The 25,396-nt window shown below is 64.8% G+C and carries 21 protein-coding genes; 13 read left to right on the forward strand and 8 right to left on the reverse strand.

The genetic code is table 11. The features are described from left to right. Nucleotides 1-44 precede the first annotated feature (44 nt). The 6 genes from G522_RS27595 (at nucleotide 45) to G522_RS0118795 (ending at nucleotide 5,410) form a co-directional block, all read left to right on the forward strand. Nucleotides 45-1,160, forward strand: a complete 1,116-nt coding sequence (locus tag G522_RS27595) for an ABC transporter permease (protein WP_051228830.1) — start codon at nucleotides 45-47, stop codon at nucleotides 1,158-1,160. A 2-nt stretch (nucleotides 1,161-1,162) separates the two neighbouring features. Continuing rightward, a complete protein-coding gene (locus G522_RS0118775; RefSeq protein ID WP_026792367.1) occupies nucleotides 1,163-1,957 on the forward strand; it encodes an ABC transporter ATP-binding protein in 795 nt (264 codons plus the stop codon). Nucleotides 1,958-1,965: 8 nt separating this feature from the next. Continuing rightward, nucleotides 1,966-3,618: an MCE family protein gene (locus tag G522_RS0118780; RefSeq protein WP_026792368.1), complete on the forward strand. Its 1,653-nt coding sequence runs from the start codon at nucleotides 1,966-1,968 to the stop codon at nucleotides 3,616-3,618. 199 nt (nucleotides 3,619-3,817) lie between these two features. Then, the gene (locus tag G522_RS0118785) at nucleotides 3,818-4,441 is read left to right on the forward strand and encodes an ABC-type transport auxiliary lipoprotein family protein (RefSeq protein ID WP_051228833.1); all 624 of its coding nucleotides are present in this window, start codon (nucleotides 3,818-3,820) and stop codon (nucleotides 4,439-4,441) included. Nucleotides 4,442-4,626: 185 nt separating this feature from the next. Continuing rightward, the gene (locus G522_RS0118790; protein WP_026792370.1) at nucleotides 4,627-5,055 is read left to right on the forward strand and encodes a MerR family transcriptional regulator; all 429 of its coding nucleotides are present in this window, start codon (nucleotides 4,627-4,629) and stop codon (nucleotides 5,053-5,055) included. After that, nucleotides 4,961-5,410 (forward strand): carboxymuconolactone decarboxylase family protein, encoded by a 450-nt coding sequence (locus tag G522_RS0118795; protein ID WP_425414081.1) that lies wholly within the window; start codon nucleotides 4,961-4,963, stop codon nucleotides 5,408-5,410. Before G522_RS0118790 ends, G522_RS0118795 begins: the two co-directional genes overlap by 95 nt. A 140-nt stretch (nucleotides 5,411-5,550) precedes the next feature. On the opposite strand, the gene G522_RS0118800 is transcribed toward G522_RS0118795, so the two are convergent. The 7 genes from G522_RS0118800 to G522_RS27600 form a co-directional block, all read right to left on the reverse strand. Next, nucleotides 5,551-6,186, reverse strand: coding sequence for an NrsF family protein (locus G522_RS0118800; RefSeq protein ID WP_026792372.1), 636 nt, complete (start codon nucleotides 6,184-6,186; stop codon nucleotides 5,551-5,553). Further along, nucleotides 6,173-6,739, reverse strand: coding sequence for a sigma-70 family RNA polymerase sigma factor (locus G522_RS0118805; RefSeq protein WP_026792373.1), 567 nt, complete (start codon nucleotides 6,737-6,739; stop codon nucleotides 6,173-6,175). Before G522_RS0118805 ends, G522_RS0118800 begins: the two co-directional genes overlap by 14 nt. Before the next feature lie 126 nt (nucleotides 6,740-6,865). Continuing rightward, nucleotides 6,866-7,387, reverse strand: a complete 522-nt coding sequence (locus tag G522_RS0118810; protein WP_026792374.1) for a DoxX family protein — start codon at nucleotides 7,385-7,387, stop codon at nucleotides 6,866-6,868. Next, nucleotides 7,371-8,183 (reverse strand): HvfC/BufC N-terminal domain-containing protein, encoded by an 813-nt coding sequence (locus G522_RS0118815; protein WP_026792375.1) that lies wholly within the window; start codon nucleotides 8,181-8,183, stop codon nucleotides 7,371-7,373. The genes G522_RS0118810 and G522_RS0118815 overlap by 17 nt, the downstream gene beginning before the upstream one ends. After that, nucleotides 8,170-9,078, reverse strand: a complete 909-nt coding sequence (gene bufB, locus G522_RS0118820; protein WP_026792376.1) for an MNIO family bufferin maturase — start codon at nucleotides 9,076-9,078, stop codon at nucleotides 8,170-8,172. Before bufB ends, G522_RS0118815 begins: the two co-directional genes overlap by 14 nt. Nucleotides 9,079-9,121: 43 nt before the next feature. Beyond that, on the reverse strand, nucleotides 9,122-9,436 hold the full coding sequence (locus tag G522_RS0118825) for a BufA1 family periplasmic bufferin-type metallophore (protein WP_026792377.1): 315 nt from the start codon (nucleotides 9,434-9,436) through the stop codon (nucleotides 9,122-9,124). A gap of 180 nt (nucleotides 9,437-9,616) precedes the next feature. Next, nucleotides 9,617-15,712, reverse strand: coding sequence for an apolipoprotein A-IV repeat region-like domain-containing protein (locus tag G522_RS27600; protein WP_036839996.1), 6,096 nt, complete (start codon nucleotides 15,710-15,712; stop codon nucleotides 9,617-9,619). Between the two features lie 680 nt (nucleotides 15,713-16,392). On the opposite strand from G522_RS27600, the gene G522_RS0118835 reads away from it, so the two are divergent. The 3 genes from G522_RS0118835 to G522_RS29195 all read left to right on the forward strand — a co-directional run bounded on the left by G522_RS0118835 (nucleotide 16,393) and on the right by G522_RS29195 (nucleotide 18,690). Further along, nucleotides 16,393-16,734, forward strand: coding sequence for a hypothetical protein (locus tag G522_RS0118835; RefSeq protein WP_026792378.1), 342 nt, complete (start codon nucleotides 16,393-16,395; stop codon nucleotides 16,732-16,734). A gap of 227 nt (nucleotides 16,735-16,961) precedes the next feature. After that, complete coding sequence (locus tag G522_RS0118840) at nucleotides 16,962-17,282, forward strand: 2Fe-2S iron-sulfur cluster-binding protein (RefSeq protein ID WP_026792379.1); 321 nt, start codon at nucleotides 16,962-16,964, stop codon at nucleotides 17,280-17,282. Between the two features lie 196 nt (nucleotides 17,283-17,478). Then, a complete protein-coding gene (locus G522_RS29195) occupies nucleotides 17,479-18,690 on the forward strand; it encodes an acyltransferase family protein (protein ID WP_156886988.1) in 1,212 nt (403 codons plus the stop codon). Here the strand turns inward: G522_RS29195 and G522_RS0118850 are convergent. Beyond that, a complete protein-coding gene (locus tag G522_RS0118850; protein ID WP_051228835.1) occupies nucleotides 18,636-20,015 on the reverse strand; it encodes a glutamine synthetase family protein in 1,380 nt (459 codons plus the stop codon). The two genes, G522_RS29195 and G522_RS0118850, sit on opposite strands and share 55 nt — an antisense overlap. Before the next feature lie 149 nt (nucleotides 20,016-20,164). Here G522_RS0118850 and G522_RS0118855 point away from each other — a divergent pair, with 149 nt between their 5' ends. From G522_RS0118855 to G522_RS0118870, 4 genes are all read left to right on the forward strand, one after another. After that, nucleotides 20,165-20,692, forward strand: a complete 528-nt coding sequence (locus tag G522_RS0118855) for a SixA phosphatase family protein (protein ID WP_026792382.1) — start codon at nucleotides 20,165-20,167, stop codon at nucleotides 20,690-20,692. A 101-nt stretch (nucleotides 20,693-20,793) separates the two neighbouring features. Next, complete coding sequence (locus G522_RS0118860) at nucleotides 20,794-22,257, forward strand: YcjX family GTP-binding protein (protein ID WP_026792383.1); 1,464 nt, start codon at nucleotides 20,794-20,796, stop codon at nucleotides 22,255-22,257. Further along, nucleotides 22,254-23,249: a YcjF family protein gene (locus G522_RS27610; protein WP_036839999.1), complete on the forward strand. Its 996-nt coding sequence runs from the start codon at nucleotides 22,254-22,256 to the stop codon at nucleotides 23,247-23,249. The genes G522_RS0118860 and G522_RS27610 overlap by 4 nt, the downstream gene beginning before the upstream one ends. 205 nt (nucleotides 23,250-23,454) lie before the next feature. Then, entirely contained in the window at nucleotides 23,455-25,332 is a 1,878-nt protein-coding gene (locus G522_RS0118870; protein ID WP_084633281.1) for a flagellar hook-basal body complex protein, read from the forward strand. The last annotated feature ends 64 nt before the right edge of the window (nucleotides 25,333-25,396 follow it).

Here is a 25,396-nt window from a genome sequence, read left to right on the forward strand (position 1 = left end):
GACGCAGCGCTTCCGGCGCGGCGCAGGTCCTCGAGGAGTGTGGCGTGCGGTCGGCTGACGGGGCGAGTAACGATGTGACGGTGCTCGGCGTTGCCGGCGACTGGACGGTGGAGACCGTCGGCGAAGTGCTGCCCACTGTCGCTGACAAGGTAACGCCCGGCCATCATCTGGTGTTCGATGGCAGCGATCTCGGACGGCTCGACACGGCCGGCGCCTGGGCATTGGTCGGCCTGATGCGGCAGCAGGAAGAGGCCGGTGGCTCGAGCGAACTCAAGGGCTTTTCCAAGCCTGCGGCGACGCTGATCGCGGAGATTGATCCGCTTGGCCGCGAGCGGCTGCCAGAGCCGGAGCGCGTCAACCCCATGGCCTGGACGCTCGAGGAGGTTGGTCGTGGGGCGGCCGGCATCATCGACGACGGCTATCTGCTGATATCGATGATGGGTGAGGCGTCGGTCGCCTTCTTCAACGTGTTGCTGCTCCGTCGACGCATGCGCTGGGCGGCTGTTTTCAACAACATCAATCAGGCGGCGATTCTGGCGGTGCCGATCATCGCCCTGATGAGCTTTCTGGTCGGCATGATCATCGCCCAGCAAGGCGGTTTCTATCTGTCGAGCTACGGTGCCAACCTGTTGGTGGTCGATCTCGTCGGCGTGCTGACCTGCCGCGAACTGGGCGTGCTGCTCACCGCCATCATGATCGCCGGCCGCTCGGGGGCGGCCTACACGGCCGAGCTCGGCTCGATGAAGATGCGCGAGGAGGTCGATGCGCTGAAAGTGCTCGGCCTGTCGTCGGTGGAAGTGCTGGTGCTGCCGCGCCTCGTCGCCCTGATCATCGCCTTGCCGATTCTGACATTGGTTTCCAACCTCGCGGCGCTGGCTGGCGCCTGGGTGGTGGGGCTTTATTATCTCGGCATACCCACGGACGTCTTTCTCAGTCGCCTCAAGGCGGCGCTGACCGTCACCCATGTGCTGATCGGCCTTTCCAAAGCGCCATTCATGGCTGCGATCATCGGTCTCATCGCCTCGATCGAGGGTATGAAGGTGAAGGGCTCGGCCGAGTCGCTCGGCGAGCACACCACCACGGCGGTGGTGAAGGCGATTTTCATGGTGGTGGTCACCGACGGTATCTTCGCCATGATCTTCGCGACGATCGGAATCTGACGATGGCGGACGAGGTGGCGCGGCAGGGCGATGAGGAACGGGAAGCGGTGATCTCCGCCCGCGATCTCGTCGTGGGCTTTTCCGGGGAGCCGATCCTCGACGGGCTCGACATCGACGTCTGGCGAGGCGAGATCCTCGGCGTTGTCGGCGGCTCGGGCACCGGCAAGTCGGTGCTGCTTCGTACCATCATCGGCCTGAACAACCGCTCGGCGGGCAGCATCAAGATCTTCGGCAAGGATTACGACGACATGTCGAACCAGGAGCGGCAGGAGATCGGCCGCCGCTGGGGGGTGCTGTTCCAGCAAGGGGCGCTGTTTTCCTCGCTGACCGTTCTTCAGAACGTCGGCGTGCCGTTGCGCGAACATATGCGGCTGCCCGAAGAGTTGGTCGACGAACTCGCCCGGCTGAAGATCGAAATGGCCGGCTTGCCGGCCGATGCCTGTGGCAAGTATCCGGCCGAGCTTTCGGGTGGCATGATCAAGCGTGTGGCGTTGGCGCGGGCGCTGGTGCTCGACCCCGACATCGTGTTCCTCGACGAGCCGACGGCAGGCCTCGATCCGATCGGCGCCGCCGAATTCGATCAGCTGATCCTCAAATTGCGCGCTACGCTCGGCCTGACCGTGTTCATGGTAACACACGACCTCGACAGCCTCGTCACCATTACCGACCGCATCGCCGTGCTGGGCAACCGCCGCGTTCTCGTTGATGGTACATTCGCCGAGCTCAGGTCTTTCGACCACCCCTGGGTGCGCGCCTACTTCAATGGCCCGCGTGCCGAGCACTTCACCTTCGGATAGGAAACGCCATGGAATCTCGGGCCAACTATGCGGTGATCGGCGGCTTCGTCCTGGTCATGCTGACGATCGGTCTGGCGTTCCTCGGCTGGCTCAGCAACGCCGGCCAGACCCAGCGACAGGCAGAGGTGCGCGTGATCTTCTCCGGCGCGGTCACCGGCCTTTCGACCGGGTCGTCGGTGCTGTTCAACGGCATCAAGATCGGTGAAGTGCGCGATCTCCGGCTTGACGAGAAAGATCCCCGTACCGTCATCGCGATCATTCGCGTCAATCGCGATGTGCCGATCAAGACCGACACCCGCGCGACGCTGTCCTATCAGGGGCTGACCGGCGCGGCGACGCTGCAGCTCGAAGGTGGATCGCGCAACGCTCCCAGCCTGTTTGAATCGTCAACCGATGGCATGCCGACCATGCCGGCGGATATCTCTCCGTTCCAGGACATCCTCGAAAGCGCGCGCAACGTGCTGACGCGCGCCGACAGCGCCATGGCGGCAATCGACGATTTCATCACCGAGAATGGTCCGGCCTTCAACCGAACCGTCAACAACGTCGAGAAGTTTTCGGCGGCACTCGCCGACAATTCCGACAATATCTCCAAGGCGATGGCCTCGATCTCGTCGGCCGCCGATTCCATCGGCGACATTTCGCGCGATCTCAAGGGAGCGGCGGCGCAGGTGACGCGCATCCTCAACGCGGTGGATCCGCAGAGGGTGACCGAAATTACCGAGCGGCTGACGAAATCCTCCGAGCAGCTCAGTGCCGTGTTGGAACGCGCCAATGTCATCGCCGACGGCATCGATCCGGCAACGGTGAACAGCGTCGTCAAGAACGTTGCCGACGCGGCGCGGACGCTCGACGAGACGATCGCGCAAGCGAAGAGCATTCTGGCCGCTGTCGATCCGAGGGAAGTCGATCGGCTGGTGGCGAGCGTCACGTCGACATCCGACGAACTGCGGGCCACCGCTACCCGGGCCGATGCGGTGCTCGCGGCCGTCGACACGGAAAAGCTGAAATCGGTGGTCGCCTCGGTGGATACCGCCTCGAAGAATATCGCGGCCGCCTCGAACTCGTTCGGCATGGTGGTGGATGACACCCGTCAGACGATCGGGGCGGCGCGAAGCGTCGTCGAAGCCGTCGATCCCGCCAAGGTGCGATCGACGGTGACCGACGTCAGCGACTTCGCGGCCATGCTCAAGGGCTACAAGCCGCAGATCGATGCCATCATGGCCGATGTCAACCACGCCTCGGCCAGCCTGGCCAATCTCGGCAATACCATCGATGCCCGCACGCCGGATGTCGACCGCATCGTCCGCGACACGCGGACGTTGACCGACCAGCTCAACGGCATCGCGGCGCGCGCCGACGGCATCCTGCAGAAGGTCGACGGCTACGTGACTGGCGATGGCAAGGGCCTCGTTGCCGAGGCAACGGCGGCGGCCAAATCGATCCGCGAGGTGGCCGACAAGCTCAACCAGCAGGTCGGGCCGATCGCCGACAACGTGTCGAAATTCTCGAGCCGCGGGCTCGACAGCGTGGTGGCGCTGACGGATCAGGGACGGCAGGCCCTGGCACGGCTTGACCGCGTGCTACAAGGCGTTGAAAAGAATCCTCAGCAGTTCATCTTCGGCGGGCAGGGCGTGCCCGAGTATGCGCCACGCCGATAGAAAAGAGCGATGGTCCGCAACGGCTTTTGCTCCAGCGCGTTGTTTTCAGGCATCCGAACGGATGTTGAGATCTTGGTTTGACGCATCCGCGTTGTCTGAAAAGTCTGCAACTTTTCGGGCGGATGCCTAGGGTTTTGGTTTGACGCATCCGCGTTGTCCGAAAAGTCTGCAACTTTTCGGGCGGATGCTCTAGGAGGCGATGTTGATTTCTGTTCATCCGGGCCGGCGAACGGCCTCTCTGGCGGCTATCCTCCTGGCGCTCGCACTCACGGGCTGTTCGACGCTCGGCATCGGGTCTTCGCCCAAGCCCGATGCCATCTACGATCTTGCCGTGCCGACGGCGTTTGACGGCGTGGCCAAGCGCTCTGCGACGCAGCTTCTGGTGCCGCTACCGAGTACCAGCGACGCGTTGGCGACCCAGCGCATCGCCGTGCGCGCCGGTGGCGGATCGATCTCCTATCTGCCGGGCGTCTCGTGGTCCGATCAACTGCCGCCGCTGATCCAGACGGTCACAGTCCGCGCCTTTGAAAATTCCGGCCGTGTCAAGGCGGTCGGCAAGCCGGGCGAAAGCCTGGCCATCGACCGGGAAGTGATCGTCGACATTCGCGCCTTCGAGCTGGACGTCACCGGTTCGCCCGCCGGGCACGTCACCCTCGGCGTCAAGCTGCTTGACGAGCGCACCGGTAAGGTGCGGGCCACCCATGTGTTCGATGTCAGCCGTCCCGCGGCGTCCGACCGGCCAAAAGATGCCATTGCGGCAATCGATCAGGCCGCCTCGGCAGCTGTGGCGGAGGTGGTGACCTGGACGGCGTCGTCTTTGTAGGCGATGGGCGCCCCATGCCTCAACAGATGATCGCCTGGTGTCCCCTCTCCCACAAAGGATAGGGAGGGGATACCTCCTGCGATCGCAGGTGCGTGCGGCACTCTAGCGGCGAGCCGGATAATGCCCTTGACTTAGAGTGCACTCTAAGCCGTATCTGTTTCTGCGTCGTGGCGAGACAGGTGCTCATGAAGATCGGTGAACTGGCCAAGCGTTCGGGATTGTCGGCCCATACCATCCGTTATTACGAGCGGATCGGGCTGTTGCCCTATGCGGACAGGGACCAATCGAGCCAACGAGACTACGACGCATCGATCCTGATCTGGATTGAATTCCTAGGGCGTTTGCGAACGACCGGGATGCCGATCCGGGACATGCTGCGCTATGCAGCCTTGCGGGAGCGTGGCGTCGACACGGAGGCGGAACGACGCGAACTGTTGGAACAGCATCGCGACCGCGTCCGCGCCCATGTGGTCGAACTGCAAGCCTGTCTTCTCGTCCTTGACACCAAGATCGCCGGTTATGCCGGCCTGGAACAGAGGATCAAGGATTATGACGCAACACTCCCAGAACATCGGCGAAAGCCGGCTGGAACGCGGGCGGCGCGCGCTCGCTGAGATCGACGGCACGGCCGGAGAGAAGGTTGTCGCTTCTCTCGCGGATATTGCGCCTGACTTCGCAACTTACGTGCTCGAGTTTCCGTTCGGCGATATCTACAGCCGTCCGGGCCTCGACCTGCGCGCCCGTGAGATCGCCACCATCGGAGCTCTGACGGCGATGGGAAATGCTGCCCCTCAACTGAAGGTGCATATCGAGGCCGGTTTGAATGTTGGGCTAAGCCGGGATGAAATCGTAGAGATCATCATGCAGATGGCCGTCTATGCCGGTTTCCCGGCCGCCCTCAACGGACTGTTTGCCGCCAGGGAAGTTTTCGCGAACCGCTCCGCTCAGGAAGCTGAGGCAGCGGCATGATGAACATTCTTCGCGCCGCGGCTGTTGGCCGTCCTACTGTGGTGCTGGCGCTGTAGCTCGCGACCTTCCCAAGGAAGAAAGGGCGCTGCGTGGCGCCCTTTTGGAGTGCAGATCGGTCGCCCCTGGTGAGGACAAGGCAATTACCAGCGAAGGACGCGGCGACCGATCAGCGAACCGGCGGCTGTGACGACCAGTATGCCGATCGAGTACCAAGTCGCCAAGAACAGTGGGCTGTCGTCCGGGCAGTGCCAGGCGTAGATGGCGGCCGCGATGCCGCCGGCGGCAAGGCCCGCGACCGCGCCGGCCAGACCTGGGTTTTGCGGCGCACCCTGGCGGATGGAATAGAGGATAGCCGCGAGCGGGGCGATCGAAAGCGTCGGCACGAAGAACAGGCAGAAGCTCGAATATCGCCCCTCCACACTGGCGCCCCAGGCCGCTGCGGGCACGACCGACAGTTCGGCTGCAATGCCAATGAGCAAGGCGCTGAGCGGCAGCAGAAGCGTCAGCGCAGCCGAACGCAGCGACACCCCCGGTTTGCCAATCAGGAAGGCGAGACGCGTGGCGGTGATGGCGAGCAGCAGGGTCAGGCCGAGTTTGAAGAGGACGCGCGGCGTCTCGATCATCTCGGCCATATTTTTGCGGATGCCCAGGGTCGACAGCAGCAGAACGGCGGAGATCACCACTCCGATCGCCAGCGCGATCCGGAATATGTGGCCGAAGCGGACACGCACGTGGGCATCCTTGGCCAGAAGGTTGATCAGGTCATCCGTTTGCACGTCTGTCGCTCCGATAGAGGGCCGCCAGTCCTTTGAGCGCCCTGTGGAGTGCCACCCGCACGGCACCTTCCGTCATCTGCAATCGCTCGGCCGTTTCGCGGATGCCGGCGCCGCCGAGCGAGATGGACCGTACGATGTCGCGTTGCGGATCCCGCAGGCCTTCCAGCATGCGGTCGACGTCGAGGCGATCGGCACCCTCGTCGTGGGGGATAGCTTCCAGCGTCTCCATCACGTCCTCGATCGGCACGCTGACGTGGCGGCCGCGCCGACGCAGGCTGTCGATCAGCTTGTTGCGCACGATGGCCGATAGCCACGGGCCAACCGGCCGGGAGGTGTCCCAGGTTCCGCGCTTCAGGTGCACGGCCAGCAGAACTTCCTGAACCACGTCTTCCACCTCGCTCGGTGGGGCGCCGAACTGGTCGCAGCGCCGGCGGGCGATCGATCGGAGGTAGGGTGTTATGGCCTTCAGGAAATGGTGATAGGCCAGCGTATCGCCGGCCATCGCAGCGCACATCCAGGCCGCCCATTCCTCTTCACGGGCCGAATGGTTCATCCGCCAGCACCCTCTCAGCGCGGACCCACGTTGTGAACGCATTGGCAGATAAACGTCAAGGGAAGACAAGTGTCACTTTTCCTTGTCAGGTCGGCGGAGAGAGGGATTTTGTCGGATCGTCCCTCCTCATGCTTGGCGAGCGCCAAAGCCAGATGCCCTGGCGAGCAGATGGTCGAGCGATAGTCGCCCCGGCCCGTGGCGCGTGATGGCGAGCGCCATCGCTGCCCAGGTGAGGTGGATCGGCCAACCATCGGGAATGGTCAGCTCGACGATGACCGTCATGAACAGCAGGCCGAGGCTCGCAAAGCGGCTGGCAAGCCCGAGGACGAGCAGCGTCGGGAAGATGATCTCGCCGCAGCCGGAGAGGAAAGCCATCGCCGTCGGTGCCGGGAAGGGGTAGGGGCCGCCCGGCAAATGCAGCATGAATTCCTGGCTAAACAGGTCGACCGCCGTATCGTTCAGTTGCAGGAAGCCATCCCATTTCAGGATGCCGGAGCGCCAGAAGGGAACGGCGAGCGCCAGACGGAGGACGACCTGCACGAAATCCGGTTGGGCGGCGGCGCGAACGAGGCAATTGGCCTTGGCAGCGAGCCGGACCAGCGGAGAAAGAGCATCTCGGCGGGGAATGGGGCTAGACGTGCTCGACATGGTCACTCTCCGTCTCGATGTGGGAGAAGGCGCCCGAAGCGATCATCTCGCCGATGGCGCTCGGAAGGTCGAAAGCGGGCTCGGCTTCGAAAGCCCCCGCAACGGCCGCTGCCAGGCATTGCCCGCCGAGCAGCATGTTGAGGAAGGCGGCATTGCCCGGCGCCAGACGCCGCACGGCCACCTCGTCGTCGATCCGGGTGATCAGCCCGACCTCAGGCCGATCTTCGATGCGGCCGACAGGGCCGGCGCTGCGGTTCATGGCGAAGACGCTGACGACGGGATGGGCCGAGGACATCAAACGGGTTGCCGGATGCGGCCTGAAGGTCAGCCTAGCAAGGTCTTCCGGCGGCACGGCTGACAGCACATCGGCCTCAAGCGTCGGCGCATCGGCGGCGTGATAGCTGTCGAGCCACAGGCGTTCGATCCGCGCCACATCGGAAAGCCAGGGCATATCCTGGGCATACTCGTAGCGGTCGATGAAACCCGGAAAGTCTCTTCCGTACTCGAACAGCAGCGGCGAGGTTGGCGGCGTCTCACGCACATGGAACCGGGCCATGGCGCGAAAGAAATCCGGCCCAGTGATGCGCTCGACAGCCGGGAAGATCGAGGTCAGCGCCGCGATCAGACTGACCGTGACGTTGTTGCGATAGACACTGTAGCGCTTCTCCGCTCGTTTGCCGCGCGGACCGGTCACCAGCGTCGGCGTTGCCACGTCGGGCGAGAGCAGGGCGGCCGAGAACGGGCCGGTGAAATCGAGTGATTGCGACCTGAGCGGCAGGATGTCAGCCGTGGGCATGGGATGGCTCCCTGGCGTTTCTCTGCCGGTCGAGGATGGCCTGCGCGGCCAACGCCTCGGCCCGCAGCACCGGCCAATCGGGGATCTGGCTGTCCCACTCGATCAGCGTGGGGATCGATCCGCAGCGGACGATCACCATCTCGTAGAGCCGCCACACGGCGTCGGCGACCGGTCCGTCATGGCTGTCGATCAGTAGAAGGTCGCCCTCGTCGTCCTCCTGCTCGGCATGTCCGGCAAGGTGGATCTCGCCGACTTTCGAAAGGGGAAAGTCGGCGAGATAGTCCAAGGCGGAAAAGCCGTGGTTGGTAGCGGACACGAAGACGTTGTTGATGTCGAGCAGCAGACCGCACCCGGTCCGTCTGGAAATCTCCCGGATGAACTCGGTCTCGCTCATCGAGGAGTCCGAAAAAAGCACGTAGGTGGACGGATTTTCCAACAGGATCGGCCGGCCGATCGCGGCCTGCATTTCATCGACATGGTCGCAGACGTGAGACAGCGTCGCCGGCGTGTAGGGCAGGGGTAGCAGGTCGTTCAGATAGGTGTTCACATGGGTCGACCAGGCGAGATGCTCGGAGACCAACGCCGGCTGGTAGCGATCGACCAAGCTCTTGAAGCGGGCGAGGTGCTGCCGGTCGAGCGGCTGAGGGCCGCCGAGCGACATGCAGACGCCGTGCAGGGAGATCGGATAATCGCGGCGCACGCGTTCGAGTGCCCGATGCGGCGGGCCGCCGGCGCCCATGTAGTTCTCGGCGTGGACTTCGAAGAAGCCCCGCCGGTCGTTGGCGGCGAAGATCGCCGTCAGATGTTCCGGCTTGAAGCTGGTGCCGGCTTGGCCGGCCGGCGAAATCGTCGGAAAGCGGGGCAGCGTTTCCGTTCCCAAAATGCTGGATGTCATTTCGGCTTGCGCCATCGTCGCCTCCGCTTTCCGAATTCGTCGGTTAGATGTCGCGATCGAGCGGCATGAGCGAACCATGGCGGCCGCCCGGCAGGTCGAGGGAGGCGCAGGTGCCGCCCTGGACGAACTTCCATGAATTGCCCTGGAAGTCCTTGACCGAGGTTCCCTGGCACGTGGTGCCCGGACCGGCGGCGCAGTCGTTCTGGCCTTTGAGCGCCACGCCGTAGCACTTCTCCTTGTGGGCGGCCATGGCGGCAGCCGCTTCCGCCTTGGTCAGCGGCGCGGCGCTGGCAAAGGTCGCGAGGGCCGAAGTGATTGCGCCGGCGAGAAGGACGGTGGTGACGGAAGTCCTCAGCATTGATGTTCTCCGTGTTTTAAGACGCGCCCTTTTTTGCTGGGCACGTCAGAAACTCGGAAGCGGACTACGTTTTGTTACAGATGGCTTGATCACGAACGCGTGATGACCTGAAGACAGCAAGCGCCAATGAGAAAGGGCGCCGTGTGGCGCCCTTTTCCTGGATGGTTCTGATCCTCAGGTTCAGCCGAGCTTGCCGCTGGCGTGCGCCAGAAGCGTGTAGACCTTGCCGGTATCGGAGTTCAGGTAGTTCTCGGCGAGACGGCCGTTCGGATCCTTCTGGACCGCTTCCTCGTAGAGCGAGGAGAAGTGGTCGATGTAGCGGTCGACGGCCTCGCGGAAGTCGGCCTCGCGGCCATAACGGCGGCGCACCTCATCGAAGGTCTGCTGGCCCTGCAGCGTGTAGACGCGACGCGTGAACACGTTGCTGTCGCCACGCCGGTAGCGATCCCAGAGATCGGCATAGGTCTCGGGATCGATCGACCGGGCGATGTCCGAGCTCAGCGAACCCAGACCGTCCAGCGGATTGCCGGCCTTGTTGCCTCGATCGGATGACGGCAGACGCGGCGAGGCGCCTTCCTCATCGGAGACACGACGCAGCAGATCGGAGATCCAGCCGCTCGCCCGCTCACCGCGCTCGTCGCTCACCGGCTGGCGCGGCTCGGACCGCCGCTCGGCAACGGCCGGGCGGGGAGGCTGGTTGGCCGGCTGGCGCGGCGTGAAGGCGCGCGGCGCCTCCACGGGCTGCGACTTTTGGGCCGGCAGGCTGCGACTGGACGACGCCTGGGCCGAGGCCTGAGCGCGAACCGGCACTTCCGCCGTGACGCTCTCACCGGGCAGCTGGCGCGAGACGATCTCGGAGAGTTCGTTGAGCGCCCGGATCTGCTCGCTGACCACGCGGCGCATGGCGGCGGTATGCTGGCTGGTCTCTTCCGGCAGGTCGAGGATGCCACGGCTCAAATCCTCGCGGATCTGTTCCAGCTCCCGGCCGACGGCGCGGGTCGCCTTGCGCATTTCCTCGGTGGCACCGGCGAAGCGGTCGACCGCCGAGCCGATGGAGGAGTTGATCTCGGAGATCAGCTCGCCGCGCACCCGCTCGATGGTCACCTTCGTCTTCTGCCCTTCTTCCTCGGCGCTGACCGACAGCTGCTCGAGCTGCTGGGTGACGCCGTTCATCGCCGTCTCGGCGTTGCGGGCCAGCTGATAGCCGACGTCGCGGGCGCGGCGCTCGGCGTTGGACAGCGTGTCCTGGATCTGGCCGGCGATGGACTGCAGGCTTTCCGACATCATCTCGGTCCGCTCTTGCAGCGTGGAGACCACGCCGTCGAGCGCGGCGAGACGATCGCCGATGACGCCTTGCAGGGTGCCGCCCACCGACGACAGCGCACGGGCCGACGACTGCAGGTCGCCAGTCTGCTCGGAGAGCGAGGTGGCGATGGAGCCGATATCGGCCAGCACGGTCCGCGACACGTCGCGCAGCACTTCGGTCGTCTCGGCGACGGTGGTGCTGGAGGCGGTGGTATCGGCGACGACGCGCTCGAGGGACAGGCGAAGGTCGCCGGTCTGTTGTTCGAGGCCGCGTTCGATGCGGGCGAGGTTGCCAGCCGCCTGATCGACCAGGGAGCGGAGGCTGCGGTTGGCGCCGTCCACCTGCTCCAGCACGGCAACCACGTCGGTCTTGACGCGGGTCGTGGTTTCGTCGAGCGACTGCAGGACATCGCGGCCCTGTTCGTCGAAGGTGGCCATCAGCGACAGCGTGGCCTGCTTCAGCGTTTCCGCCGCATCATTGCCGCGCTTGGTGATGGCGCGGCTGACGCCTTCACCACCCTCGGACAAGGCCGCCAGCACGTCGCTCGCGGCGGTGCGGACCAGGCTGGCCACTTCCTCACCACGGCTGCCGACGGCGTCGTTGAGGGCGCGGGTGCCGGAGAGGAAGGCATTGGCCAAGTCGCCGCCGCGTCCGTCGACCAGCTCGGCCAGGTCGGCCATGCGCCGGGTGACAAGATCGACCACCTTCTCGGCGCGGCTGTCCAAGGCGCTTGCCGCCGCATCGGTGCGGGCATTGAGGACGGCTTCGAGGTCGCGGGTCGCATCGGCCAGACGCTCGGTGGCAGCGGCGATGGCGGCTGCCAGGATCTCGCTCGACCGCTCGGTTTCGCCGGCGATGCGGCCGGTGACCGCTTCGGCCGAACCGATAAGGTTGGAGCGGGCGCGGGCGGTCTCTTCCGACAGACGGTCGGTGACCTCGTCGATGGCGCCGATCAGGCCGGCGCGTGCCTTCTCGCTTTCCGCAGCCATGCGGCCGGTGACGTCGTCGACCGAACCGATGATGGTATCGCGGACGCGCTCGCTCTCGCCGACGAGGCGGCCTTCGACGGCGGTGATCGCCTCGTAGACGTTCTCGCGCGCCTTCTGGCTTTCGGTGGACAGCACATCGGAGAGCGTGGTGATGAGCTCGTTGAGCGTGCCGTGCGTCTCGTCGCGCAGGCTGGCGAGGCGGTCCTCGGCGCCGGCCAGCGACTGGCTGACGGCGAGCGAGGTGTTCTCGCCTTCGGCGGCAAGCCGCGAGGCGGCACCGTCGATGGCTGTAACGACGACGCTGCGGACCAGCTCGCTCTCGCCGGCCAGACGTTCGGACATGCCTTCCAGCACGCCGGCGACCACGTCGCGCGCCCGGACCGAACCGGTTTCCATTTCGCGGGCGATCTCAGCCATCGCTTCGGTGACGATCGCCTTGGCGCGATCGGCCTCGATGCGCAGCTTGTCGGTGGCCGCTTCCACGGAGCCGGTGAGGTCTTCGCGGGCGCGGGCACTTTCCTTCTGCAGCACGGCGGCGGCGTTGATGAGGGCGCGGGCGAGTTCTTCGCGCGCCGTCTCGGTCTGGCTGCCGAGCATGTCGACGATGGAGGCGAGGCGCTGGGTGAGGGACACTTCCAGCGAGTTGGCGCGGCTGTCGAGCGTCTCGGCGACCTCGAATACCTTGGAGCCGAGCGACACGTTGATCTCGGCCACCTTGTCGGCCAGCGTCTCGGTGAACTCTTCCGTCTTGCGCTGCAGCGAGCGGCCAACGGCGTCGAGGCGACCCTCGATGGCGTCGACCATTTCCGACTGACCGGCCGAGAAGGCCTGGGCCAGATCGCGGGTGCGCGCCATCAGCGTTTCGGTGATCTGGCGAGCCCGGCCATCCAGCGCGTGGTCGATCAGCTCGATGCGGTTGTCGAGGGTGCCGGTCAGTGCATCCGCCTTGTCGGCGAAGGTGCGGGTGGCATCCTCGAGACGCTTGCCGACGCTGCCGTCGAAAGCGGAGAGCTGGCCTTCCAGCGCTTCGCCGAAGCTGCCGGCGCGGCCTTCCAGCGAGGTGAGGACCGACTGGGTCCGGCCATCCAGCGTCTCCACGAGGGCGCTGGACCGCTTGTCGAATTCGGCGCCCAGACGCTCGACACGCTCGTCGATGAGGCCGGTGATGGCGCCGGAACGGCCGGATAGCGTCGATTCAAGAACCTGGGTGCCTTCGGAGAGGGCGTTCTGAATGGTGAGTGTGCGCTCGGCAAGCGCGGCCTCGATGCGGGCGATCTGCTCTTCGAGCGAACCGTCGAGCATCGACGTGCGGCTGACCAGGCTTTCCACCAGTTCGGCGGCGCGGCCGTTGATGATCTCGTCGAGCACGCGGATACGCTCGGCGAAGCTGACCGACATGCTGTCGGAGCGGTCGTCGAGCAGGTTGGCGATCTGGCTGCCGGCGGCGAGGATGGTCTCGGCGACGCGCTCGCCACGGGCGTTGACCGCGCGGGCGATCTCGGCGCCGATGGTCGACAGGCGTTCGGAGAACAGGCTGCCGCTATCGGCGAGCAGCGTCTCCACCGACAGCGTGGCGCCGTCGATGATGCCGCGGATCGACGTGGTCCGGTCGTCCATCATGCGGGCGACTTCCTGACCGGACGCGGCGATGCGGTCGGCAAGGTCGTAGCCATTGACGTTGATGGCGGTGTGAACGGCTTCACCGGTGGTCGCCAGCTTGTTGACGAGATCGGTGCCGCGCTCGGTGATCGTCGAGGTGATCAGGTTGCCGGTCTGGTCGAGGCGATCGGTAATCTCGCTGCCGCGGATCGACAGGTCGAGCAGCACGCCTTCCGACGTGGAGCGCAGTGTCTCGTTGATGGTCTCGATCTTTTCGGCCATCGCCTTGGAGGCTTCGTCCGTGGTGCGGGCGACCTGCTCGCTGACGGCAAAGGCGCGCTGCGAGATGTCCTCGGCAAAGGTCTGGCCGGAACGGGCCAGCGTCTCGTCGATTTCCTTGGTGCGCAGCGTGAGGTTTTCCTCAAGGGCGGCGACGGTGGTGTCGATCGAGAAGATGATGGCGTCGCTACGGTCGCGCAGCAGCGTCTCCAGCGAACCGGTGCGGCTGTCGAGGGTGGAGGAAATCTCCTGCGAGCGCTCGGTGAGCACCTTGTCGAGGTTGTCGGTACGGGTCAGCAGCTGCGTTTCCATGATCGACGTCGAGGTGGCGATCGTGGAGACCAGTTCGTTGACGCGGTGGCCGATGGTCTTGTCGAAGTTGGACGACTGCTCGGCCAGGGTGGCACCGAACAATTCGGCGCGGGTCGCCAGCGTCTCGGCCAGCTCGTTGGTGCGGCCGGAGATCGTCTGATCGATCAGCTGGGTCTTGTCGCTTAGCTCGGCGCTGAGTTCGCCGGTACGGGCCTCGATGGTGCTGGCGAGCTGGGCAGACCGCAGGGCCAGCGTGCTCTCCAGCGCTTCGCTCTTCTCGCTGAGGGCAGCGGAGAATTCGGCCGTGCGGGTGGATAGCGTGGTGCCGATCTCCTCGGCCTTTTCGCCGAGCGCCTTGCCGAGCTCGAAGGTGCGAACCGACAGGGTCGAGGACAGTTCGTCGGAGCGGGCGGCGATCGAGGAGACGATCTCCTCGGTGCGGGCCGACAGCGTGAAGGCGATATCGGCGGTGCGGTCGGTGAGCGTCGACGACAGCTCGTCGGAGCGGGCGGCGAGGGTGGAGACCAGTTCCTCGGTGCGCGAGGCCAGCGTGAAGGCCAGCTCGCCGGTGCCGTCGCTGAGGGCTGCCGACAGGTCGGCGGCGCGGGTGGCGATGGTCGACACCAGTTCCTCGGAACGCTTGGCAAGTTCGCTGCCGAGCTGCTCGGTTTCCGTACCGATCGCGCTGACCAGACGGCCACCTTCTTCGGTGATGGTGCGCGTCAGCAAATCGCTGCGGGTGGCGATCGCCTCGTTGATGGCGGTGCCTGTTTCGGACAGACCGCCGATCAGGCTCTCACGTTCGGCGCCCAGCGTCGCCAGGAATTCGGCACCGCGCTTGCCCACCGTCTCAGTGACCGAGTTGCCGGCGGCCTCGAAGGCCAGGGCCAGTTCCTCGGCCTTGGAGCCGAAGGTGCGGGTGACGTTGCGGCCGGTTTCGTCAATGCGGTTGGTCAGAAGGTCGCCGGCGGTGCGCAGCTCTTCGGAGAGGTTCTGATGGGCACCGGAAATGGCGGTGCGCGCCTTCTCGGCGTTGGCGATCACGCTCTCGCGCTGGTTAACGAGTTCCTCGACCAGGCCGCGAATGCGCAGCTCGTTTTCGGCATAGGAGCGCTCAAGCGAGGAAACCTCGTTATGGACCAGCACTTCCAGTTCACTGGCGCGGGCAAGCGCCCGTTCGATGCCGTCGCCCATGGCGGCGACTTCGCGGCGGATGGCCTGTCCGACGGTGACGACGTTTTCCTTGGCGGACAGCTCCGGCTCGGCGAGCTTGATCGCCACTTCAGTGAGCGAGCGGGCGGCGAGCCGCAGATCCTGGGCGCGCCAGATCATGGTGGCGATGGCGAAGAACAGCACGACCGGCGCGATGATGCCGCCGACCAGCGCAAATCCGTCGGGACGGGCGAACAGGGCAGCCGGCTGGGCCAGCACGGCAAAGTCGCCAAAGGCAGCGCGGGCAACGTAGAAGCCGCCAGCGACCCAGATAACGGAAGCGAGAAGGGCGATCCAGAAAGGCGCAGCCGACGGCCGGCGCTGCATCTGATAAAGCAGCGTCGAGACGGACCGGCGGTCGTCATTGGCCGGGGCGCGACCTGGGCGGGCCGTGACGCGTGGAGCGTCGGCAGCATCGATGTGCGGTTGCCGCTGAGCAGTGTCGGCGGTTTCGGAGAGGGTATCCTGGTCGGGCGATTTCGGCTCATCGGCCGAGACGCCGAAGTCGATCTTCAGGGCCTCCTCGACGGCGGAGAGTGCGGCCTCCGCCGGATCCGATGCCTTGGTGCTTTTTACCATGATACCCTCATGTCCGCATACTTGCTGCGGGACAACTCCGGAAGCGTACTCCCGGTTGCCGTCCCGGTCGAACCATGTCCACGCCCGGCCTAGGCGAGAGACATGAACTCGGGCTTTCCTGACCGCCATCCGTCCATGGAAGAGACAGCAATGGCTACGCTGGCCGAGGAATGCCTATTAAAACGTAATGGCACAACAGGCTCTTCCGGACAAGGAAAGCTCCCCCGGCGCCCGGTATTGTTAACAAGCCACTAATAGGCACCTCACATTGTTATTCATCTTCTGGTTGTTATTTCCTGACCCGAAGGTGGATATTTGAGGCGGCCATTTGGCTCCGTCGATCGGCGCGTACGCCGGGGTCCACGGTGGCAAGATGCCGGGCGGACACAGTCAAGACGCTAGGCGATCCACTTGAATATTGGCTTAAAACATATGGTTACCGTCCGGATTGACGCGGTTTGCCCGTTCGATCGTCGATGCGGCGACGTACGCTGGCGGCGATCGAAAACCGACCTGCCATGTTTAACGGCGGCAACAGGCTTGGATTGCATTGGATGAATTAACCATATCTTCAGAATTCCGGCCGCTCCTCGAAGCTGGCGGAGCATGTTGAGGTCCCGTCCGGCGCCGTTTGCAACGCGGTGGGAAGGCCAGGGACGCATGCGGAAGGGGCGATAGCGATGAGCCATAACGACCGGGACACCGGTGCTCCTCTCGATCTCGGGCACCTCTCCGAACAGACGTTCGGCAATGCCGATCTCGAGGCCGAAGTATTGCGCCTGTTCGTCAAGCAAAGCCGCGACTGTCTGGAGCGCCTCCAGGCGGCGCCCGACGCCCGCACCGCCCACCTGCTGCTGGGATCGGCGCGGGGCATTGGCGCTGTGGCCGTGGCCAGCGCGGCGGCGGCGCTCGAAGCCGGCCTCTTGCGCGGCGAGGGCGGGACGGCCGAACTCACCCTTTTGAAAGACGCTGTTGTCGCCGCCAATGCCTTTATCGAGGCCCGTCTCGGCCTCAGGGGTTGACGACGGCGGATGCTTCTATATTTGCAAGTGGCTCGCGTGGAGCGGATTTGGCGTTTGTATCGGGAAAGCACCGGCATCCCGTTGCGGAACGATCCAACAGCTCCTTGGAAAACAACACTATGCTGGTGGTTGTGGCGTCGGCTTTTGCTCCGTGATGTCGATCGGAGGCAGGTGACGAAGCCCTACTGCCGGAGGAAAGGGGCAGCGCCCCGCAGCCGCAGGTAGCCATGCCCAAGATCACCTACGTCTCTCACGAAGGCAATCGCTACGACGTCGACGCCGAGATCGGCACCACGGTGATGGAAAACGCCGTCAAGAACCTCGTGCCCGGCATCGAGGCCGAATGCGGCGGCGCCTGCTCTTGCGCCACCTGCCATGTCTACGTCGACGACGCCTGGGTGGCGGCCGCCGGCGAGCCCGAGCCGATGGAAGAAGATATGCTGGATTTCGCGGCCGATCCCCGGCCGACGTCGCGCCTGTCCTGCCAGATCAAGGTGAATGCCGATCTCGACGGGCTGGTGGTGCATATTCCAGCGCGGCAGGCCTGACTGGAGCTTTGCCGGAAGCAAGCATCTGGCTTCAAGCCCCGGGTATCCGATATTAACGAACGTTAAGGGTTGGTGGCGCATACCAGTGCGACACGTCTGACTGAGGCCGGACAGCGTCGTTATCCTTAATTCTCAGTTTAGATTGCCTCCAGCCGACAGTCGGAATTAAAGATGAGCTCCCTCACGAAGTTTTGTCGTGAGGTTGTCGCCGCAGCGTGGCCGGACCGGTTCCGGCATGCCGGCAGCGAACTGGAGCGATGCCATGCGCATGAAGGCACTCGACGGCTGGAGAGGGTTTGGGGCGCTTGCCGTCTGCTTTATCCATTTGCAGCTCAACGGCTACCTGACCTCGGTGGCCTCGCTCGACTCCTGGACCCTGGCGGTCGACTTCTTCTTCGTGCTCTCCGGCTTCGTCATCGCCCGCGTCTATGCCGACGACCTGGTCGACGGCGAGCGGCTCGCCATCTTCGCCGTGCGGCGTCTCGGCCGCCTGTGGCCGCTGCATCTCACCATGCTGGCGCTATTCATTGTCGTCGAGCTCGCCAAGCTGGCGCTCCTGCGCGAAACGGGCTTTTCGTCCGAGCACGCCGCCTTCGCAGCCGCCCGCAATCCGTCGGACATCCTGCCGATCGCTTTGTTCCTTCAGACGGTTCGTCTCGGTCCGGAACTCACCTGGAATTTCCCGAGCTGGAGCATCTCGGCCGAAATCTGGACCTATCTGGTCTTTGCGCTGGTGGCCGTCATGACGGCGGGCCGCCCCGGTCAGCGTACCGCTGTGGCCGCTCTCATCGCCGTGGCGGCCTGGATCGTTCTTTTCATCGATCCCACCGGTCGCGGCATGATCAGCACCGACGTGTTCGGCATCGTCCGCTGCTTCCTGGGCTTCTTCTCGGGTGTCGTGGCCGAATGGCTGCACCGCCGGGGATCGTTCCGGGCGCTCATGGACGGGCGGGCTGAGGTTCCGACTGCGCTGGCCGGTGTCGCCCTCGTATGGATCACGGCCTCGCAGGCGGAGGTTCGTTACGCCGCGCCGCTGGTGTTCATGGTGCTGGTGTTCGCCCATGCCGGCGATCATGGCCTCATGTCGCGCTTCATGGCCACCTGGCCCATGCAGTGGCTGGGCCGGCTTTCCTACTCGATCTACCTGACCCACCTGTTCCTGGTCGCCTATGTGGTGCCGCGCCTGTCGCAGACCGTCGACGGCCTGGCATCAGGCAACCTCGTGCTGCGGGAAGCCATCGTGGCAGCGATCTACATCGCGCTGGTGATGGCCTTCTCGCTGGCGACCTGGCGGCTGATCGAGCTGCCGGGGCAGCGCCTCGCCGCCGCGATCGCCGCCCGCATCAACAGGTCTCAGACGTTGAGCAGCAAGTATTCGCGTTCCCAGCTCGAAATCACACGGTTATAGAGCCTCAGCTCGAGCTGTTTGACGTCGATATAGGCTTCGACGAAGCGGGCGCCCAGCACGGCTTTCAGGCGCTCGCACTCACCAAGCTCGATCAGCGCGTCCGACAGGTGGATGGGCAGCGTCACGCCCAGCGTCTTGGCATCGACGGTCACCGCTTCATCCGGCTCCAGCTTGTCCTCAAGGCCGATCAGGCCGCAGGCCAGCGTCGTCGCCATGGCAACGTAAGGATTGCTGTCGGCGCCGATCACCCGGTTCTCGACGCGGCGCGATTCCGGCCCTGAATCCGGCACACGCAGTCCGCAGGTGCGGTTGTCGCGGCCCCAGTGGACGTTGATCGGCGCGTCGCTTTCAAGGCGGATGCGGCGGTAGCTGTTCACGTTGGGGCAGAACAGGCTCATCGACTTGGGAACATAGCGCTGCAGGCCACCGATGTAGTGGTGCAACTGGTCGGTATCGCTGCCGTCGGGATTGGCAAAGATGTTGCCGCCATCGCCGACGCGCACCACCGACTGGTGGATATGGGTGGCCGATCCGGGCATTTCCTGGTGCGGCATGGCCATGAAGGTGGCGACCATGCCGAACTTGCGGGCGGCAAGCCGGGCGGTGCGCTTGAACAGGAACGTCTGGTCGGCGAGCTCGATCGGGTCGCCATGCCGGAAGTTCATTTCGAGCTGGGCGGGCCCCGCCTCATGCGCCATGGTGGCGATCTCGATGCGCGAGGCCTCGCAATAGTCGTACATCTGGTTGACGACGTGGTCGTAGTCATTGGCGTGCTCGATGCCGTAGGCTTGGCTGCCGCTTTCCTTGCGGCCGGACAGGCCGATCGGCACTTCCAGCGGCAGGTCGGGGTCGTCGTTCTGGCCGGTCAGGTAGAACTCCACCTCTGGCGCCACAACCGGCCGGATGCCCCGCGCGGCGTAGAGCTCGACGACATGACGCAGCACCGAACGCGGTGCGAAATCGACGAGGCGGCCGTCGGCAAAATGACAGTCGCAGATCACCTGCGCCGTCGGCTCGTCGTACCAGGGCACGAGACGCAGCGTTGAAAGGTCGGGAATGCAGCGAATGTCGCGGTCGAGCGGATTGACGATCTTGCTCTCGACGGCGCTGTCACCGGTCACCGCCTGGAAGAACACGAATTCCGGCAGCCGGACGCCGGCATCGATGATGCGGATGAAATCCTCGCGCGGCACGATCTTGCCGCGCATGATGCCGTTCATGTCGGGGATAATGCACTCGACCTCGTTGATCCGACGGTCGCGAAGCCAATGGATGGCGTCAGCCTGGTTGGAAAAGCGCGGCGCGACGTCCGAAGCGGTAGGCATGAAATGATCCTTTGCGATCCGGACCGGTGGAGTTTGCGAAGCTCGACGGAAGCGACAAATCGTCGGAGCCGCGTCGGCAGCCCGGAATCAGGTTAGAATGAGTGGACATTACGCCAAGTCCGGCGCGATGGGAGTCCCGGAGGCCGCCCATGCCACGTCTTTTTCTGCTCCGTCATGCCAAGTCGCCCCAGGGGCTTCCTGGCCAGAAAGATTTTGACAGGCCGCTTGCCGAGCGGGGAAGGGCGGCCATGCCGGCCGTCGGGCGCTACATGGTCAAGGAAGGCTACGTGCCCGATCTGGTTCTCTGTTCCCCATCGGCGCGGACGCGGGAAACGTTCGAGGCGCTACGGCCGTTTTTGCCTGATCATATTGCTGTCGACTATGTGCGGGAGCTTTACGAAGCCTCGCTGGGCGCCATGCTGAAGGTGATCGCCAGCCACGCCGACAGTTCCGAGCGGCTTCTGGTGGTCGGGCATAACCCGTCGATCCACAGGTTGGCGGCAACGCTACCGGGGGAGGGCGACCCGGCCATGCTGGCCAACCTCGAAACGCGGTTTCCGACTGCCTCGCTCGCCGTCATCGATTTCTCGGTCGGTTGGCATGAAGTCCGGCAGGATAGCGGTCGGCTCGTATCCTTCGTGACGCCGGCTGATCTCGGCGGGCCAGCCGGAGACTAGAGTGGTGGGGTGGGCAGGCCGATGCGCTGAGCCATTGTGACGGCGCGGGGCGTGCCTACATAGAGGCCGCGGCGCCTTTCGCGCCGGAGGTTCGAGGGGCTGTGAGCTTCACCACGCTTTCCGACGAGGCGCGCATCGCCCTCGACAACATGGCTGATTTTGCCTGGAGCCTCGGTTCGCCGTCGCTTCGCCTGGGTGTCACGGGGCTTTCCCGTGCCGGCAAGACGGTGTTCATCACGGCGCTCATCCACAATCTGACCCATGGCGGCCGGTTGCCGATGCTCGAGCCCTGGCGCTCCGGCCGGCTTCTCGGCGCCGATATTCGCCCCCAGCTCCATCCGGATGTTCCGACCTTCGATTACCGTGGCCACGTGCGCAAGCTGACCGAGGCCCGCGTCTGGCCGGAGTCGACGCGGCAGATTTCCGAGCTGCGCCTCACCATCGCCTATGAGAGCGCTACCTTCCTCGGTCGATCGCTGGGTCGTGGCAAGCTCGATCTCGACATCGTCGATTATCCCGGCGAATGGTTGTTGGATCTGCCGCTGCTTTCCAAGGATTACAGGGCCTTTTGCCGCGAGACGCTGGAGCGGGCGCGCGAGCCGCGACGCACTGCCATTGCCGCCGACTGGTTGACCCATACCTCCGGCATCGACCCGCTGGGGCCGGCCGACGACGAGGTAGCCGGACGGCTGCACGAGTTGTTCACCCTCTATCTGAGCGCGGCGCGCAGCGGCAGCCTGGCGCTGTCCATGGTGCCGCCCGGCCGCTTCCTGATGCCGGGCGACCTTGCCGGGTCGCCGGCGCTGACCTTTGCTCCGCTCGATCTGCCCGAGAGTGGCGAGGCGCCGCGCGACAGCCTGTGGGCGCTGATGGAAAGCCGCTTCGAGGCCTATAAGGACGTGGTCGTCAGGCCGTTCTTCCGCACGCATTTCGCCCGCCTTGATCGGCAGGTGGTATTGGTCGACGTCCTGGCGGCGCTGAATGGCGGCCGCGAGGCGCTGCTCGATTTGGAGGTGGCGCTCGGCGAGATCCTCGGCTGCTTCCGGCCCGGGCGGTCATCCTGGCTGGGGCAGGTGCTGACCCGCCGCATTGATCGAATCCTGTTCGCGGCCACCAAGGCCGACCATCTCCACCATGTGAGCCATGACCGGCTGGAGCTGATCCTCCGCCGCCTGACCGACCGGGCGATCGCCCGCGCGTCGTTTTCCGGCGCCGAGGTGGAGGTGAAGGCGCTGGCGGCGGTGCGGGCGACGCGCGAGGCGACGGTGCGGCGCAATGGCGAGAGCCTGCCGTGCATCCTCGGCGTGCCGCAGGAGGGCGAACTTCTCGATGACCATCTCTATGATGGCAAGGAAGAAATCGCGCTGTTCCCAGGGGATTTGCCGGAGAATCCCCAGGCGTTGTTCAAGGCGCCGGAGGAGGGCAAGCCGGCCTTCGACGCCGTGCGCTTCCTGCGTTTCCGTCCGCCGCCGGTGGAAGTGACGGCCGAGGGCGTCAGCCTGTCGCTGCCGCATATCCGCCTTGACCGCGCCCTCGATTTCCTGATCGGAGACCGCCTGGCATGACGCGCCGCCCCACCGCCTTCGATCTGACGGCCGATGACGTCAGCCATGTCCGCCCCGGCGAGGTGCCGGCAGCCGATGCCGCCGTCATCGTCGAGGAAATGGTCGAGACCGACGATCTGCCGGTGCCGCTGCTGCCCGTCCGCAAGCGTTTTTCCTGGTCGCGGCTGTTCTTCGGCGCGGTTGGCGGCATCCTGTCGCTGGCGATCGGCCTGTGGCTCGACCAGTTGGTGCGTGAGCTGTTTGCCCGCGACGACTGGCTGGGCTGGCTGGCGATCGGTCTGATCGCCCTCGCCATTGTTGCCGTGATCGCCATCGTTACCCGCGAGATCGCCGGCCTGATCTGGCTGAGGCGCATCGACCGCATGCGTCGGCGGGCCGATCTCGCGGCCGCTCGCGACGACCGGCCGGAAGCCGAGGCTGTCGTCGGTGAGCTGATGACGCTCTATTCCGATCGGCCCGACCTCGCGCCTGGCCGACATGCCACGGAAGCCCGCGTCGACGACATCATCGATGGCCGCGACCGGCTGGTGCTGGCCGAAGCCGATCTTCTCGCACCGCTCGACGCTGCAGCCAGGCGGCTGGTGTCGGATGCCGCCGCCCGCGTGTCGGTGGTGACAGCCGTGTCGCCGCGTGCCGCCGTCGACGTCATTTTCGTGGTGGTGGCAACACTGGGGCTGATCCGCCGCCTCGCAGCACTCTATGGCGGCCGGCCCGGTTTCATCGGGCTGGCGCGGCTGACCCGATTGGTTCTGACCCACCTCGCGGTCACCGGCTCCATCGCCGTCGGTGATGGCCTTGCGCAGCAATTGATCGGTCACGGCCTTGCCGCCAAGCTGTCGGCGCGCCTCGGCGAAGGGGTGATCAACGGCCTTCTGACCGCCCGCGTCGGCATTGCCGCCATCGACGTCTGCCGCCCCCTGCCGTTCCTCGAACGCCGGCGGCCGCAAGTGTCTGAAATCATGGCCGGCATCCGCGCAACACGCGCCAAATAGGACCGGACGACCAGTTCGGCCCGGCAAAACCTGCCGGGCGCGCCGAACCTTGCCGGGGCGTTAACACTTCGTTCATCAGGGACAAGCGCTTGTTTCCTGAAAACAAACGGAAAAAATTCGACGTCCGTTTGGCACGCCCATTGCCCTTACCTCTGTAGCGGCCACTCCCCGGCCGACCGCGTTGCAGATCGTAAGGGAAACGAGCATGGGTATCCTATCCGCAATGAATTCGGCCGTCGGTGGCCTCGGAGCGCAGTCTTTCGCCCTCGAGAATATCTCGGGCAACATCGCCAACTCCTCGACAACCGGCTTCAAGCGCAAGGACACCAGTTTTGCCGATCTGGTGCGCTCCAACACATCCAATCCAGCTCGCGTTGCCTCGGGTGGCGTCCAGGCCTCCTCGCGTTCGACCATCACGCTCGATGGCGATATCCAGGGATCCAAGGTGGATACCCACCTTGCCATCAACGGCACGGGGTTCTTCACGGTGTCGGCCGACCCACTCGATAACACCATCGGTGCCCGCTACACGCGCGCCGGCGATTTCGAGCAGTATTACGATTCCCGCAACGGCCAGACCTATCTGCGCAACGGCTCCGGCTACAGCCTGATTGGCATCAACATGACGCCGGCGGTTGGTGAGGATCCGAAGGGCCCGATCACCATCGACAAGACGTCGCAGAGCGCCAAGGCTTCGACGCAGATCACCTACAAGCTCAACCTGCCAACCGAACCGGTGACGACCTATTCTACCGCCAACAAGACGGTAGCTGGTGCCAACATCTACAATCCCAACTGGCCGGCGGGCAGTGCTGCCCCCATCAGCTACACGATTTCCAAAACAGGAAAGGTGGTCGGTAATCAGGTTACCGACTTCATGAACAACTCGATTTCCGGTGGCACGGTTACCGTTTACGACGCGCAGGGCACACCGGCCGTGGTGCAGCTTCGTTGGGCAAAATTCGACGAGGTGCCGAGCAGCCCAACCCCTGCGACCGCCGCGACGGTCACCGGTAGTTCGGCTTTGCCTGCCAATGGCAGCTTGACGTCACTCAACAGCACGACGTTCACCGTCTCGCTGGACGGTGGCGCGGCGAAGACCGTCACCTTCGGTGCCGGCGCCTTCACTGGCGCCACTACCAGGAGTGACGTCGCTACAGCGATCCAAACGCAGCTCGATACTGCCTACGGCGCTGGCGTCGTGACTGCCAAGGTCGACGCGACCACCGGCGTCCTCTCCCTTGAGTCTGCGGCGGGTGCCCATACACTCGCGGTTGCAGGCGCCGACGTTACCAGCTTCTTCGGTGCGACCAATACCGCGGTCGCCGGCACAAATGTTATTCCTCCCAGCGCCGATGCTGGTCGTAGCGAGTGGGGTCTGTTCTATCGCAATCTGGAAACCCACGATGCTTCCAACACCACCGATGCTGTCTGGACGCAGGTTTCGTCCAATACGGCCGTCACCAACGGCAAGCTCGGCCGCACGGCCGTGAACGACGGCGGCGGCAACGTTCCAGGCTCCGCGGCGTGGACGCCGACCTATACGAACACCGCTCCGACCGGCTTCTTCTTCGACAAGAGCGGCAAGCAGATCGACGCCACCTCGGCTATCGCCATTAATAACCTGACGGTCAGTGGCAAGAACTTCGGTACGCTGACGCTCGACATGGGCGCCACGGAATTTGCCGACAAGAACGGTCTCGCCACAGCCAACCAGTTGACCCAGGACGGTTATTCGACCGGCGCCTTCGAGGGTGTATCGATCGACGATAACAGCGGCATTGTCAGCTACAACTATTCCAACGGTCAGACGGTCCAGAAGTGGAAGATCCCGATCGCCGCCTTCAACGGCGCCAGCTATCTGAAGGCCGAGGACGGGGGCGCCTATACCGAGACTATTCAGAGCGGTAGTCCCATCGAGATCGACGGCACTCTTTCGAGCTCGGCGCTGGAGGCATCCAACGTGGATATCTCCGAGGAGTTCACCAAGCTGATCGTCACACAGCAGGCTTTCTCGGCCAACTCCAAGGTGATCACCACCGCCGACCAGATGATGTCGGACATCCTGCAGATCATCCGCTGACGCTTCTGGTAGCCGTCGCGCTTCCCGCGTGACGGCTACCGAAATCCGCGACGTTCTCCGACCG

Origin of the sequence: Pleomorphomonas oryzae DSM 16300 (genome assembly GCF_000422965.1) — a bacterium.
GTDB lineage: Bacteria > Pseudomonadota > Alphaproteobacteria > Rhizobiales > Pleomorphomonadaceae > Pleomorphomonas > Pleomorphomonas oryzae.

Coding starts and splice junctions, on each gene's coding strand:
- G522_RS0118775 (WP_026792367.1), top strand. CDS start 1,163: ATGGCGGACGAGGTGGCGCGGCAGGGCGATGAGGAACGGGAAGCGGTG.
- G522_RS0118780 (WP_026792368.1), top strand. CDS start 1,966: ATGGAATCTCGGGCCAACTATGCGGTGATCGGCGGCTTCGTCCTGGTC.
- G522_RS0118785 (WP_051228833.1), top strand. CDS start 3,818: ATGTTGATTTCTGTTCATCCGGGCCGGCGAACGGCCTCTCTGGCGGCT.
- G522_RS0118790 (WP_026792370.1), top strand. CDS start 4,627: ATGAAGATCGGTGAACTGGCCAAGCGTTCGGGATTGTCGGCCCATACC.
- G522_RS0118795 (WP_425414081.1), top strand. CDS start 4,961: ATGCCGGCCTGGAACAGAGGATCAAGGATTATGACGCAACACTCCCAG.
- G522_RS0118805 (WP_026792373.1), bottom strand. CDS start 6,739: ATGAACCATTCGGCCCGTGAAGAGGAATGGGCGGCCTGGATGTGCGCT.
- G522_RS0118810 (WP_026792374.1), bottom strand. CDS start 7,387: ATGTCGAGCACGTCTAGCCCCATTCCCCGCCGAGATGCTCTTTCTCCG.
- G522_RS0118815 (WP_026792375.1), bottom strand. CDS start 8,183: ATGCCCACGGCTGACATCCTGCCGCTCAGGTCGCAATCACTCGATTTC.
- bufB (WP_026792376.1), bottom strand. CDS start 9,078: ATGACATCCAGCATTTTGGGAACGGAAACGCTGCCCCGCTTTCCGACG.
- G522_RS0118825 (WP_026792377.1), bottom strand. CDS start 9,436: ATGCTGAGGACTTCCGTCACCACCGTCCTTCTCGCCGGCGCAATCACT.
- G522_RS27600 (WP_036839996.1), bottom strand. CDS start 15,712: ATGGTAAAAAGCACCAAGGCATCGGATCCGGCGGAGGCCGCACTCTCC.
- G522_RS0118835 (WP_026792378.1), top strand. CDS start 16,393: ATGAGCCATAACGACCGGGACACCGGTGCTCCTCTCGATCTCGGGCAC.
- G522_RS0118840 (WP_026792379.1), top strand. CDS start 16,962: ATGCCCAAGATCACCTACGTCTCTCACGAAGGCAATCGCTACGACGTC.
- G522_RS0118850 (WP_051228835.1), bottom strand. CDS start 20,015: ATGCCTACCGCTTCGGACGTCGCGCCGCGCTTTTCCAACCAGGCTGAC.
- G522_RS0118855 (WP_026792382.1), top strand. CDS start 20,165: ATGCCACGTCTTTTTCTGCTCCGTCATGCCAAGTCGCCCCAGGGGCTT.
- G522_RS27610 (WP_036839999.1), top strand. CDS start 22,254: ATGACGCGCCGCCCCACCGCCTTCGATCTGACGGCCGATGACGTCAGC.
- G522_RS0118870 (WP_084633281.1), top strand. CDS start 23,455: ATGGGTATCCTATCCGCAATGAATTCGGCCGTCGGTGGCCTCGGAGCG.